Origin of the sequence: Humidesulfovibrio sp., assembly GCF_031082295.1 — a bacterium.
In the GTDB taxonomy this organism is placed as follows: domain Bacteria; phylum Desulfobacterota; class Desulfovibrionia; order Desulfovibrionales; family Desulfovibrionaceae; genus Humidesulfovibrio.
Map to the genome: position 1 here is coordinate 43,719 of NZ_JAVHLD010000006.1, position 12,663 is coordinate 56,381.

The following is a 12,663-nucleotide window of genomic DNA, read 5'->3' on the forward strand; positions in this document are numbered from 1 at the left end:
TTGACACAGGTGGAACAACAGGCCGCTGACATTTGCTCGTTTCTTGCCAATTACGGCACCTCGGCGCCAGCGCCGACAACCCGGTTGCCCGGGGAGCGCGGGTCTGGTATCTCTCGACATCGGCCGGGTTCGCCTGCCTGCCGCTCCATCACCCAAAGAGGTTCGCCAGAACGCTCCAAAGCCAAGCGAGGACGCCTTGCCCGCAACCGCCCAGTCCGCCAACGCCCCTTCGGCTCAAGGCCTGCGCCAGCTTGTGCTGGAACTGCCTCCTGAAACGTCCTTTCTGCCCGCCGCCGCAGCCGCAGCCGAAAACGCCGCCCAGGCCTTCGGCCTCGACCAGCGCGGCGCGTTGCGCCTGTCCCTGGCCGTGGAGGAGTTCTTCGCCTACCTCTGCAGGCACGGCGGGCACGACGAGCCCATCCGCCTTACCCTGTCCGACGGCGGCACCTTCACCCGCGCCGACTTCCGCTTCCTGGCCGGGGAGGTCAGCCTGCGCGCGCTCAACTTCGCCGCCAGCGTGGACCTGGAGTCGGACTCCGGCGACGACGCCGAGCTGGGCCTGCTCGTGGCAGCCCGCACAACCGACCGCTGCAGCCTCTCGCGCTCCGGCCCGGACGTGTTCCACCTCTACGCCGAAGTCGACCGCGCCTATTCCGAGGCCGAGGGCATCGCCACGCCCCAGCGCCTGACCCCGCCCCTGCGCCTGGAGCCGGCCCCCAGCTCCGGGGCGCTCCAGCACGCCGCGCTGCTGGCCGCCGGGCGCTATCCCGCGCGCCTGCGCCCCCATAGCTTCACCCGGCCCGAGCGCTTCGCGGACATGGTGGACTCCCACCAGTACCAGGCGCTGCTGGCCCTGGACGCCGCCGACCATCCCGCCGGGCTCATCTGCTGGCGCGCCTCCGGCCGCCGCGCCGTGGTGTTCTCCGGCCCCTACGTTTTTTCCCAGGGCGCCTCCCAGAACGTCTCCGACAACCTGGGCGCGGACATCGCGAAGCTGCTCACCGAGGGCTTCCTGGCCCGGGTGGCCCGCACCGAGACCTTGTGCGCCTTCAGCGAGCGGCCCACCGCCGACCTGCCGCGCGGCTGGTTCGAGGCCCTGGGCAGCCTGACCCTGCACGGCCCGGATCCCGATGGCGACGGCAAGACCGGCGTCGAGCAGCCAGCCTTCTACCGCCACCTGCGCGAGGACGCGGGCGCGGCGGTCTGGGCCCACGCCGAGCTGGTGCCTTTCCTTGAACGCGAGTACGACCGCCTGGCCTTTTCCCGCGACTTCCTGTCCGCCAAGCCCGCGGACCCCGCGCGCCTGCCCGCGCACTCGCTCTTGGCGACCAACCTCGACCGCCAGCGCTCCATGGCCCTGCTGCGGCCGCTGCTGGACGGCCGCGACTTCGAGGCCAACCTGCGGGCGCACGTGGAGGCCATCCGCGAGCAAGGCGCCGAGGAGCAGGGCGGCGTCGACATCCTGCTGCACCTGGACCTCTCCGAACCCTGGCAGGGGGCGCTGGCTCCCATCCTGACCGCCTGCGGCTTCGCGCCCAGGCTCGTGCTGCCCAACGCGGGCGCCTCCGACATCCTGGTGTGCCAACATGTCCCCGGCAATAGCTGAGCTCGTCCCGGAGTACATCCGGGCCTTTGAGGCATACACCCCGAGCCGCCCGGACCCGGTGCTCATGCGCCAGTACGGCGTGGACCACCTGCACCGGCTGAACAACAACGAGAACGCGCTCGGACCGCCGCCCGCCGCCCGCAAGGTCATCGAGGCTTTCCAGTGCGACCGCTCGGCCATCTACCCCAGCGGCGACTGCTACGCCCTGCGCCTGGCCCTGGCAGAACGCTTCGGCAAGGACCCGGAGCGCTTCCTGGTGGGCAACGGCTCCTGCGAGGTCATCGCCAGCGTCATCAAGGCCTTCTGCGAGAAGGGCGACAACATCATCACCGCGGACAAGACCTTCGCGGTGTACGAATGGGTGGCCGAGTTCTCCGGCTTCGAGGCCCGGCTCATCCCGCTCAAGGACTGGGGCTTCGACCCCGACGCCATGCTCGCGGCCATGGACTCGCGCACCAAGATCCTCTTCGTGTGCAACCCCAACAACCCCACAGGCACCTGGTGGGACCGCGACACCATGGAACGCTTCCTGCGGGGCGTGGCCGGCCGCGCCCTCGTGGTCATCGACGAGGCCTACTGCGAATACGTGGAGGACGACCGCTTCCCCGACGCCATGGAGCTCATGGAGCGCCACCCCAACGTGGTGGCCTTCCGCACCTTCTCCAAGATGTACGCCCTGGCCGGGCTGCGCGTGGGCTACGTCTGCGGCCAGCGGGAGGCCATCGACTACATCCGGCGCACGCACATCGTCTATTCCGTCAACTCCATGGGCCAGCCCGCCGCCGCGGCCGCCCTCTCCGACGACGCCGAGCACATCCTGGCCACCCGGCGCATGGTGGCCGACGCCAAGGCCCTGCTGCTGCCCGCCTTCGACGAACTGGGCCTGCACTACGTCTCAAACGAGGGCAACTTCATCATGGTCGAGACCCCGGCCTCGGACTCGCTCATATACCGCCAGCTCATGCGGCGCGGAATCATGGTGCGCACCATGACCGGCTTCCGCTTCCCCAACTGGATCCGCGTGAGCCTGGTGCAGGAGCCCGTCATGCGCGACTTCCTCACCGCCTTCCGCGACGTCATCGCCGTGGTCGCGGGCGGAGCGTCATGAATCACGACAACGCCCCGGCGGACGCCCCAGACAGCCCCTCCGCAGGCAGGCACCCCAACGGCAACGAGCGGGGAATCTGGAGCTTCGAGTTCTTGTCCCTGTGCGGCATCAGCGTGCTGGCCTTCTGCAACATCGCCATCTTCTACAGCTTTTACGCCTACCTGACGGAACTGGGCATCGACCCGGCCTGGCGCGGCCCCCTGCTCTCCCTGGAGCCCCTCACCGCGCTGCTCGTGCGGCCGTTCCTGGGCCGGTTCCTGACCCTCGGCAACAGCGTGCGGTTCATGCGCGCGGGCCTCTGCCTGGCCGTGCTGGCCCTGGTCTGCTACCCCTTCACCACCGCCATCCCCGCCCTGGCCGTGGTGCGCGTCATGCACGGCCTGGGCTTCGTCACCCTCGTCGGCGGCGTCATGGGCGTGCTCACCAACGTGCTCCCGCGCGAGAAAAGCGCCCAGGGCTTCGGCCTGTTCTCCGTCAGCGTGCTCATTCCCTACGCCATCATGCCGCCCTTCGTGGAAATGGTGCTGCCGCACCTGCCGGGACACGGCTACGCCTACGCCCTGGCCGCGCCGCTCATGCTCCCCGCCTTCCTTCTGATGCGGCCCCTGAGCCGACGCACCAGCGCCCTGGCCAAGAACCTGCACCCCGCGCACCTGATCAAGCCCACCTGGGCCGAGGTGCACGCCGGACTGCGCCACCCCGGCGTGCTGCGCCTGCTCCTGGGGAACCTCTTCCTCGTGGCCGCGCACTCCATCGTCTTCTTCTTCATGCGCGACTTCGCCGTCATCCTCGGCGCGGGCAACCCCGGCATGTTCTTCACCTGCGCCAACGCCGCCACCATCACCGTGCGCGTCGCAGGCGGACACCTGCTCGACAAGATCGACAAGGGCCGCATGCTCACCTACGCCTTCGCCGGACTCGCGATCCTCCTGCCGCTCTTCGGCCACGCGCCCAATGTCGCCCTGCTCCTGAGCATGGCCGCCCTCTACGGCACCGGCATGGCCCTCACCATGCCCCTGCTCAACGCGGGCATGCTCATCGTCTCGCCACCAAAGCTGCGCGCCTTCAACGCCAACCTCATGATGGTCGCCGTCGACGCCGGCTTCTTCGCCGGACCCTTCCTCGGCGGCGCGCTGCTGGCCGCAGGCTGGACACACCCCGCGCTCTTCACCCTCGGCGGCGGCGTCATGCTCCTCGCCGGGCTCTGCGTCCTGCCCGTGGGCAAGCTCCTGCGGCGATAAGCCGGAACCAGGGGCAAAAGCATCCAGTACCTCTACGACGCCAACGGCCTGCGTCTGGAAAAGCGCGTGACTGTCAATGGCGTCGGGCGGCTGGCCGAGGCCTTCCGCTGGCTCGACCCGTTGCGCCTGGAGGAATTCCACGACGGGCGGCAGTGGTGGATGTTCGCCTATCTGGAAGGGCGGACGCCCATCGGCCTGACCAACGGCCAGGACATGTACTTCATCCTCGCGGACCAGCTGGGCACGCCGGTTGCGCTTGCCACCACAGACGGCCATGTTGTACAGACAATGCAATACGACAGTTTTGGAAACCTGTTGCAGGTGCGGGGCGATGTTGTGCGCCTGCCCATCGGCTTCGCGGGCGGGCTGTTCGACGCCGACACCGGCCTGACCCGTTTCGTCTGGCGCGACTACGACGCCGACACCGGGCGCTTCACGGCGCTGGACCCGCTGGGAAAGAAAGGCGGCGACAGCGACTGGTACGGATACTGCGTCGATGACCCGGTGAACCGGGTGGACGTGCGGGGGCTGGCAAACTCGTTTTGGGACGGGCTGCAGAAAATCGGTGACGGCTTTGGCCAGCTCTTTGACAAGGCCCCCGATGGAATCGGCCAGGCGGTGTCCGAGGGGACCAAGGGCGCGGGAGAGGCGCTGGGCAAGACGGCGGAGGCATACGCCACAAACGAGGACTTGCAGAAATACACTGGGCTTGCCCTCGGCGCAGGAGCCGTGCCCATCGTCGCCGCAGCGGGAGCGGAGGCAGCGCCAGCGATCATCGCCACCGCGATGAGGAATCCGGACAAGATCGAGAAGGCCTATGATTTCCTGTCAGGCGCTTTTGTGCCGGGGCCGCCGACCATGACAGGAGCAGGTGGGGCTGGATATATTGGAAACTGGGCATATGACAAATGGAGTGGAAGATGAGAGTGAGATTGGGTGAAATCTATTGGGGGCAGGCTCTCGTTTTCATGGGAGCATTACAACTTGGCGAGGGCAAAGCGTATGTGCGAGGTTATCCAGTCCCAGTGTGGACCTCATACGTCCTTATCGCCGCCGGAGTGGCCATCCCCTTACTTGCATGGTATCTGAGAAGGCCCCAACAATAGGTTGAATACTTAAACACTAACAACAGGGCGACCTTGATACTCGCGAGGTCGCCCTGTTTCGTTCGGAAACGCGTATTCCCTTCGCCGACACCGGGCGCTTCACGGCACTCGACCCGCTGGGCAAGAAAGGCGGGGACAGCGACTGGTACGGCTACTGCGTCGATGATCCGGTCAATCGGGTGGACGTGCGGGGGCTGGAATATTCGTTGTCGGACGTGTTCCAGAAAATCGGCGACGGCCTGGGCCAGCTCTTTGACAAGGCCCCCGATGGAATCGGCCAGGCCGTGTCCGAAGGAGCCCAGGGTGCGGGCGAAGCGCTGGGAAAAACCGCAGAGGCTTACGCCACAAACGAGGACCTGCAGAAGTACACCGGCATTGCCCTCGGCGCGGGAGCCGTGCCCATAGTAGCAGCAGCGGAAGCGGAGGCAGCGCCAGCGATCATCGCCACCGCGATGAGGAATCCGGACAAGATCGAGAAGGCCTATGACTTCCTGTCCGGCGCTTTTGTGCCTGGCCCGCCGAACATGACACCGGCGGGAAGGCTTGGAGGCGCCTTAACATATGGATATGATAGCATTATGGAAATGATGAGGACGAAGCGATGAAGGAACATACTGTTTGGGAAATTGCAACGGGAGTAGCACTCGCCTTCTTGGGATGGATTGGCGTTCATAGCGGCGTGATGTATAATTGGGGCGTCCCCATCATGTACCCCAGGATATTTGGGTGGGTCCTCATTGTGATTGGCGTCGGCATACCCGTTGAGGGGTATATTAGGCGTTCTCGCCAAGGTAATGACAAATAGCTAACGCTGCCAGTTGATAACCAGCCCCGGCCCGGCCTTCTCCCGGGTCGGGGCGTTTCAATCTGACGCCGACACCGGGCGCTTCACGGCACTCGACCCTCTCGGCAGGAAGGGCGGCGGCGACTGTCCACAACATCAACCACGCGCCTCGGCCTTTGGAGGAAGCCATGTGGAGCCATGTGCACGCCAGGGACATCCCCGCAGCCGCCATTCTGCTGGCGGTGCTGACCATTTCGTTCGACCTGACAATGGCCATCGTCCTCGTGGCTGCGTTGGCCGTCGGCGTCGCCGCCGCGCGCAGAAACGCCGGAACGAGGCTCTAGCCGCCTCCCCGCGCCTTCCCTTTACTTTCCGCTTTGGCGCCGCACGGTCACGGTCTCCCCGCCGATGCCCCAGTTGTCCGTGTCCACCTCGTCGATGACCACCACCGTGGTGGCCGGATTCTTGCCAAGGGTGTCGCGCAAAAGCTCCGTAACGCCCTTGATGAGCGCGGCTTTCTGTTCGGCGGTGGCGCCGTCGCGGGTGATCCTGATGTTCACGTAGGGCATGCGTTCCTCCAAGGGATTCGGGTGGATGCGCTGTTTTGACAATGCTGTTGCCGGAAGGTATATTCCCCGCCTTTCCGAACCTCAACATGAATTGGAATACATGAGCGCCATCCAGAAAATCAAAGGTTTTGCCGACCTGTTCCCCGAGGACGCGAGAAGCTTCACCCACATGGAGGCGCAGGCCCGCGAGGTCTTCGGCCGGTTCGGCTTCGGCGAGCTGCGCACGCCCGTGCTGGAGCGCACGGAGCTGTTCGCCAAGGGCATCGGCGAGGACACCGACGTGGTGGGCAAGGAGATGTACACCTTCACCGACCGCGGCGACCGCTCCCTGACCCTGCGCCCCGAGGCCACGGCCGGAGTGCTGCGCGCCGCCATCGAGGCCGGGAGCATAGAGCCGGGCCGCGCCACCAGGCTGTACACCTTCGGCCCCATGTTCCGCTACGAGCGCCCGCAAAAGGGCCGCATGCGCCAGTTCCACCAGATCAACGCCGAGCTCCTCGGCTCGCCCGAGCCCCAGGCCGACGTGGAGGTCATCCTCATGCTGGAGGACTTCCTGAAAAGCCTCGGCATCGCGGAGCTCTCGTTCGAGCTGAACTCGCTGGGCTGCCGCGAGTGCCGCCCCGACTACCGCGCGGCCCTGACCAAGTATTTCGAGGCCCTCGACCACGAGAAGCTCTGCGAGGACTGCCGCCGCCGCATGCACACCAACCCCCTGCGCGTGCTGGACTGCAAGGTCCCGGCGTGCAAGGCCCTGGTGGCCGACGCGCCCGAGATCGGGCAGCACACCTGCGCGGGCTGCCGCGACCACTTCGCCGCGGTGCTGGCCCTGGTGGACAAGGCGGGCCTGAAGTACACGCTGAACCCGCGCCTGGTGCGCGGGCTGGACTACTACCAGCGCACCACCTTCGAGGTGACAAGCGGCGCCATCGGCTCGCAGACGGCGGTGGCCGGAGGCGGGCGCTACGACGGCCTGGTGAAGCTCCTGGGCGGCCCGGACGCCCCCGGCGTGGGCTTTGCCTGCGGCATGGAGCGCCTGGCCATGCTCATGGAAAAGCCCGAGGCCCCGCGCCCGGACTTCTTCCTGGCCGTGACCGATACGCGCGAGGGGACAGATGCCGTCAACACAGCCATCCTGCTGGCGCACAAGCTGCGGCAGCGCGGCATGACGGGCGAGTGCGACTACGCCCCCGGCAGCATGAAGAGCCGCCTGCGCCACGCGGGCCGCATCAAGGCCAAGAAGTGCTACATCATCGGGGCCGACGAGCTTGACTCCGGCCAGGTGACGGTGAAGGACATGGAGGACGGCGAGCAGCTTAAGCTCGACATCGCCGCTTTCGACTAACGACACGGCATATTCCGCCACTTTCGGCGAGTTTGTTTTTGAAAAGGAACGACAATGACTGACCAGAGCATCACCCCGGCAGGCGAAGAGCGCGACTACGACGAGTACCGGGTCATCCAGGACCTGGGCGGCTGGAAGCGCAGCCACCATTGCAACCAGCTCACCAGCGCCAACCTGGGCGAGGAAGTCACCCTCATGGGCTGGGTGCAGTTTAGGCGTGACCACGGCGGGCTCATCTTCATCGATCTGCGCGACCGCGAGGGCCTGACCCAGACCGTGTTCAGCCCCGAGGTGGCGCCAGAGGCCCACGAGCGCGCCCACGCCATCCGCATCGAGTACGTCTGCGCCCTGCGCGGCATCGTGCGCGCCCGCCCGGAGGGCATGGCCAACCCGAACATGAATACCGGCGAGATCGAGGTCTACGTCACCGACTGGAAGCTCTTGAACACCAGCGACACCCCGCCGTTCCCCATCGAGGACCGCGTGGACGCCGCCGAGATGCTGCGCCTGAAGTACCGCTACCTGGACCTGCGCCGCCCTCGCCTGGCGAAGAACTTCATCCTGCGCAACAAGGCCGCCCAGAGCGTGCGCCGCTACCTGGACTCCTTGGGCTTCCTGGAGATCGAGACCCCGGTGCTGACCAAGAGCACCCCGGAGGGCGCGCGCGACTTCCTGGTGCCCAGCCGCATGAGCCAGGGCATGTTCTACGCCCTGCCGCAGTCGCCGCAGATCTTCAAGCAGCTCTTGATGGTGGCCGGCCTGGACCGCTACTTCCAGATCGTCAAATGCTTCCGCGACGAGGATCTGCGCGCCGACCGCCAGCCCGAGTTCACCCAGATCGACATCGAGATGAGCTTCCCCGACGAGGAGCAGGTCATGGGCATGGCCGAGGGCCTGGTGCGCACGCTCTTCGCCGAGACCATCGACGCCAGACTGCCCGAGGCCTTCCCGCGCATGACCTACAAGCAGGCCATGGACGAGTACGGCGTGGACAAGCCGGACGTGCGCTTCGAGCTGCGCCTCTCCGACGTGAAGGACATCTTCGCGGGCGGCGGGTTCAAGGTCTTCGCCAACGCGCCGTGCCTGAAGGCCATGCGCGTGCCCGGGGGCCTTGAGCTCTCGCGCAAGGAAATTGACGATTATACCGAGTTCGTGAAGATTTACGGCGCCCAGGGCCTAGCCTGGATCAAGGTGAAAGAGGACGGCGAGTGGCAGTCGCCCATCGTCAAGTTCTTCTCCGACGACGAAAAGGCCAAGCTGGCCGAGCGCCTGGGCATGGTCCCCGGCGACATCGTGTTCTTCCAGGCCGCGCCGGAGGACGTCACCAACGCCTCCCTGGGCAACCTGCGCCTCAAGCTGGGCGAGCGCTTCGGCCTCATCGACGAGAAGGCCTTCGCGCCCTTGTGGGTCACGGACTTCCCGCTGCTCGAATACGACCCGGAGGACAAGCGCTGGGTGGCCAAGCACCACCCCTTCACCTCGCCCCAGCCCGGCCAGATGGACACCATCGCCTCTGATCCCGCCGGGGCCCTGGCCCGCGCCTACGACCTGGTGCTGAACGGAAGCGAGATCGGCGGCGGCAGCATCCGCATCCACACGCCCGCGGCCCAGAAGGCCATGTTCCAGGCGCTGGGCATCGACGAAGCCGAGGCCGAGGAGAAGTTCGGGTTCCTCATCGAGGCGCTGAAATTCGGCGCGCCGCCCCACGGCGGCATTGCCTTCGGCCTGGACCGCATTATCATGATCCTGACGGGCGCCAAGTCCATCCGCGACGTCATCGCCTTCCCCAAGACCCAGAAGGCCACCTGCCTCATGACCGACGCGCCCAACATCGTCGGCAGGAAGCAGCTGCGCGAGCTCGGCATCCAGCTGCGCGAGAAGGCCCAGGACACCGCCGCCGACGGCAAGAAGAACGAGGCCTAGAGCACATGACGAAACTCCGCATCCTGACCTACCCGGACCCGGTGCTGGCCAAGAAGGCCGAGCCCGTGGCCGAGATCACGCCCGAGATAAAGCAGCTCATCGACGACATGGTGCAGACCATGTACGAGAGCGACGGCGTGGGCCTTGCCGCGCCCCAGGTGGGCCACAGCATCCGGCTCATCACCCTGGACGACACCGGTCCCAAGGAACGCAAGAACCCCATGGTCATCCTGAACCCGGTGTTCTCCGACTGCACGGGAAAGAAGGAGTCCGAGGAGTCCTGCCTCTCGCTCCCCACCTTCACGTGCAAGGTCAACCGCTTCGACAGCGTCACGGTGAAGGGCATGAACGAGAAGGGCGAGGACATCGAGGTCAAGGCCGAGGGGCTGCTCGCCATCATCCTGCAGCACGAGTGCGACCACCTGGAGGGCAAGACCCTGGTGGACCACGCCAGCCGCCTCAAGCGCACCATGTACGACACCAAGGTCAAGAAATGGCAGAAGGACTAGAGATCAAGGATCTGCGTCTCGGCGCCCCGCCAGACCCCCCGCTGCGCGTGGTGTTCATGGGCACGCCGGACTTCGCGGCGGTGAGCCTGCGCGCGCTGCTCGGCTGGCCCGGCGCCAAGGTGCTGGCCGCCTACACCCAGCCAGACCGCCCCTGCGGCCGCGGCCGGGAGTGCAAGCCCTCGCCGGTGAAGGTCGCCGCGCTCGAGGCCGGCATCGAGGTCCGCCAGCCGCTCAACTTCAAGGACCCCGCCGACGTGGACGCCCTGCGCGCGTTGGAGGCCGACGTGCTGGTCGTGGCGGCCTACGGGCTCATCCTGCCCCAGGGCGTGCTCGACGCCTGCAGGCTCATGCCCATCAACGTGCACGCCTCGCTGCTGCCGCGCTGGCGCGGGGCCGCGCCCATCCAGCGGGCCATCGAGGCCGGAGACTCCGCCACCGGCATCACCATCATGCGCATGGTGCTGGGCCTGGACGCCGGACCCATCCTGCTCCAGCGCGCGCTGCGCATCGCCGACACCGACCACGCCGGGACCCTGCACGACGAGCTGGCCGAGATGGGCGCGGACGCGCTGCTTGAGGCCCTCACCCGTTTGCCCCAGGGCCGCCTGCTGAACATGGCCCAGGACGAGTCCCGCGTGACCTACGCCCCAAAGCTCCTGAAGGACGAGGGCCGCATCGACTGGAATGCGGAGGCGCAGACCCTGCACAACCGCATCCGGGCCATGCACCCCTGGCCGGGCGCATATTTTGACTGGACTCCAACATACCGCAACAGCTCCCTTGTCCTGACCATCGAGCCGGGCAGGGTGGGCGAGGAGCTGCCGCCGGGCACCGCGCCGGGCACTATCCTGGGCGTTGTGGAGGCCGAGGGCGGCAAATATCTCGCCATCGCCTGCGCGGACAAGGCCTACCTGACCCCCCGCGTGACGCCCCAGGGCAAGAAGCCCCAGGACGCCGCCGCCTTTGCCTGCGGCTACCTTAAAAACACCAGCCAGGCCTAGCCCCATGACCGAAGCCTTGCAGGGCACCGTGCGCAAGCGCCTGTTCATCGGCCTTATCGCCGGGACGTGCCTGCTCGTCTGCGCCCTGCTGGCGATGCTCTGGGTGGTGCCCTACGTGGGTCTGCGGAACATCCACCCTTCCGCGCCGTGGGTGCTGGGCGTCATTCTGGGCGCGTTGCTGCTGCTGGTGCTCTGGGCCAGCGCGGGCCTGCTGCTGAGCGTCGTCCTGCCCTGGCCCCTGCCCCTGGCGCGGCGCGTGCGCGGGGTCACGGTGAAGCTGCTGGTGCCCATGATGAGCCTCTTGGGCCGCACGCTCGGCTTCTCCAAGGAGGACATCCACACCTCTTTCATCAAGGTCAACAACGAGATGGTGCTGCGCGAGCTGGGGCGCTACGAGCCCTCGCGCATCCTGCTGCTCGTGCCGCACTGCCTGCAGAACAGCCGCTGCGAGATGCGCCTGACCCACGACGTGGACAACTGCAAGCGCTGCGGCCTGTGTCCCATTTTCGGCCTGCTGGAGCTGCGAGACCGCTACGGGGTGCACCTGGCCGTGGCCACGGGCGGCACCATCGCCCGGCGCATCGTTGTGGAGAAGCGGCCCAAGGTCATCATCGCCGTGGCCTGCTACCGCGACCTGTCGAGCGGCATCCAGGACGCCTACCCCTTGCCCGTCTTCGGCGTGTTGAACGAGCGCCCCTTCGGCCCCTGCCTGGACACCACAGTGCCGCTGGACAACCTTGAGGCAGCGCTGTTGCGGTTTCTCAAGGCCTGAGCCTTTCTCTCCCGCCACCTGTTTTGCCGGATGGCCAACGCGGCGCCTGGTCTGGCCAAGTCGCTCCCAGTGGCGAACGCGCTCCTTTCAGGAATGATTCTTTTCACCTTGACCCGCCATGGGGCGTGGCCTATTGGCTACGTAGTTGCCATGCAGCTTTACCAGGACAGCCCGAACGAGGTTTGGAATGCTGAATGATATTGATGAAATAAACAGCATATTGGATGAGCACGCGGCTGCCGAGGCGCTCCGCAGAAGCGAGGAGCTGCTGCGGGCGGTGTTCAACACAAGCCCAGAGCTCACCTGCGTGACCAACATCTTCGGGGATTTCGTCGAGGTCAATGATGCCTTCTGTTCGGCCTGCGGCCTCACTCGGGAGGAGATCATCGGCAAGCCGGGCAACGCCATCAACCTTTGGGCGAACCTGGACCGCCGCCACGTATTTCTGACGCTGCTGGGCAAGCACGCCCGCGTGAGCTGCTTCGAGGCGGAGATGCGCCACCACAGCGGCGAGGTGCGCGCCTGCCTGCTCTCCGCGCGGGTCATCAAGGCCGGGGGAACTGCGCTGGTGGTCACCACGGCCAAGGACATCTCCGACGCCTGCCCGGTCACGGCGTATTTGTAGCTGGCGCTGGTGGGGCTAGGCCTCCTGCGGTTCGCCTTTACGAAAACCCATCAATGAAAAAGGGCCGAACCCTTTCG

13 protein-coding genes are annotated in these 12,663 nt (G+C 66.5%); 12 read left to right on the forward strand and 1 reads right to left on the reverse strand.

What is annotated here, in order from left to right; genetic code table 11:
• The first annotated feature begins 196 nt into the window (after positions 1 to 196).
• The 6 genes from RDU24_RS05280 to RDU24_RS05305 all read left to right on the forward strand — a co-directional run bounded on the left by RDU24_RS05280 (position 197) and on the right by RDU24_RS05305 (position 6,189).
• Positions 197 to 1,606 carry an ATP-binding protein gene (locus tag RDU24_RS05280; protein WP_308734696.1) on the forward strand — a complete coding sequence of 470 codons (1,410 nt, stop codon included), beginning with the start codon at positions 197 to 199 and terminating at the stop codon, positions 1,604 to 1,606.
• A complete protein-coding gene (hisC, locus tag RDU24_RS05285; RefSeq protein ID WP_308734697.1) occupies positions 1,587 to 2,714 on the forward strand; it encodes a histidinol-phosphate transaminase in 1,128 nt (375 codons plus the stop codon). The genes RDU24_RS05280 and hisC overlap by 20 nt, the downstream gene beginning before the upstream one ends.
• On the forward strand, positions 2,711 to 3,955 hold the full coding sequence (locus tag RDU24_RS05290; protein WP_308734698.1) for an MFS transporter: 1,245 nt from the start codon (positions 2,711 to 2,713) through the stop codon (positions 3,953 to 3,955). The genes hisC and RDU24_RS05290 overlap by 4 nt, the downstream gene beginning before the upstream one ends.
• 66 nt (positions 3,956 to 4,021) lie before the next feature.
• Positions 4,022 to 4,879 carry an RHS repeat domain-containing protein gene (locus RDU24_RS05295; RefSeq protein WP_308734699.1) on the forward strand — a complete coding sequence of 286 codons (858 nt, stop codon included), beginning with the start codon at positions 4,022 to 4,024 and terminating at the stop codon, positions 4,877 to 4,879.
• A gap of 388 nt (positions 4,880 to 5,267) precedes the next feature.
• Positions 5,268 to 5,666 carry a hypothetical protein gene (locus RDU24_RS05300; protein WP_308734700.1) on the forward strand — a complete coding sequence of 133 codons (399 nt, stop codon included), beginning with the start codon at positions 5,268 to 5,270 and terminating at the stop codon, positions 5,664 to 5,666.
• Positions 5,667 to 6,033: 367 nt separating this feature from the next.
• Positions 6,034 to 6,189, forward strand: coding sequence for a hypothetical protein (locus RDU24_RS05305; RefSeq protein WP_308734701.1), 156 nt, complete (start codon positions 6,034 to 6,036; stop codon positions 6,187 to 6,189).
• Between the two features lie 21 nt (positions 6,190 to 6,210).
• Here the strand turns inward: RDU24_RS05305 and RDU24_RS05310 are convergent, their stop codons facing one another.
• On the reverse strand, positions 6,211 to 6,414 hold the full coding sequence (locus tag RDU24_RS05310; protein WP_308734702.1) for a 4-oxalocrotonate tautomerase family protein: 204 nt from the start codon (positions 6,412 to 6,414) through the stop codon (positions 6,211 to 6,213).
• Positions 6,415 to 6,514: 100 nt separating this feature from the next.
• Between RDU24_RS05310 and hisS the strand changes: the two genes are divergently transcribed.
• The 6 genes from hisS (at position 6,515) to RDU24_RS05340 (ending at position 12,586) form a co-directional block, all read left to right on the forward strand.
• Positions 6,515 to 7,756 carry a histidine--tRNA ligase gene (gene hisS, locus RDU24_RS05315; protein ID WP_308734703.1) on the forward strand — a complete coding sequence of 414 codons (1,242 nt, stop codon included), beginning with the start codon at positions 6,515 to 6,517 and terminating at the stop codon, positions 7,754 to 7,756.
• A gap of 54 nt (positions 7,757 to 7,810) precedes the next feature.
• Positions 7,811 to 9,679: an aspartate--tRNA ligase gene (aspS, locus tag RDU24_RS05320; RefSeq protein WP_308734704.1), complete on the forward strand. Its 1,869-nt coding sequence runs from the start codon at positions 7,811 to 7,813 to the stop codon at positions 9,677 to 9,679.
• 5 nt (positions 9,680 to 9,684) lie between these two features.
• Positions 9,685 to 10,188 carry a peptide deformylase gene (gene def, locus RDU24_RS05325; protein ID WP_308734705.1) on the forward strand — a complete coding sequence of 168 codons (504 nt, stop codon included), beginning with the start codon at positions 9,685 to 9,687 and terminating at the stop codon, positions 10,186 to 10,188.
• Entirely contained in the window at positions 10,173 to 11,189 is a 1,017-nt protein-coding gene (gene fmt, locus RDU24_RS05330; protein ID WP_308734706.1) for a methionyl-tRNA formyltransferase, read from the forward strand. Before def ends, fmt begins: the two co-directional genes overlap by 16 nt.
• A 4-nt stretch (positions 11,190 to 11,193) precedes the next feature.
• Positions 11,194 to 11,961 carry a DUF116 domain-containing protein gene (locus RDU24_RS05335; RefSeq protein ID WP_308734707.1) on the forward strand — a complete coding sequence of 256 codons (768 nt, stop codon included), beginning with the start codon at positions 11,194 to 11,196 and terminating at the stop codon, positions 11,959 to 11,961.
• Between the two features lie 187 nt (positions 11,962 to 12,148).
• Positions 12,149 to 12,586, forward strand: a complete 438-nt coding sequence (locus RDU24_RS05340; protein ID WP_308734708.1) for a PAS domain-containing protein — start codon at positions 12,149 to 12,151, stop codon at positions 12,584 to 12,586.
• Positions 12,587 to 12,663: the final 77 nt, after the last annotated feature.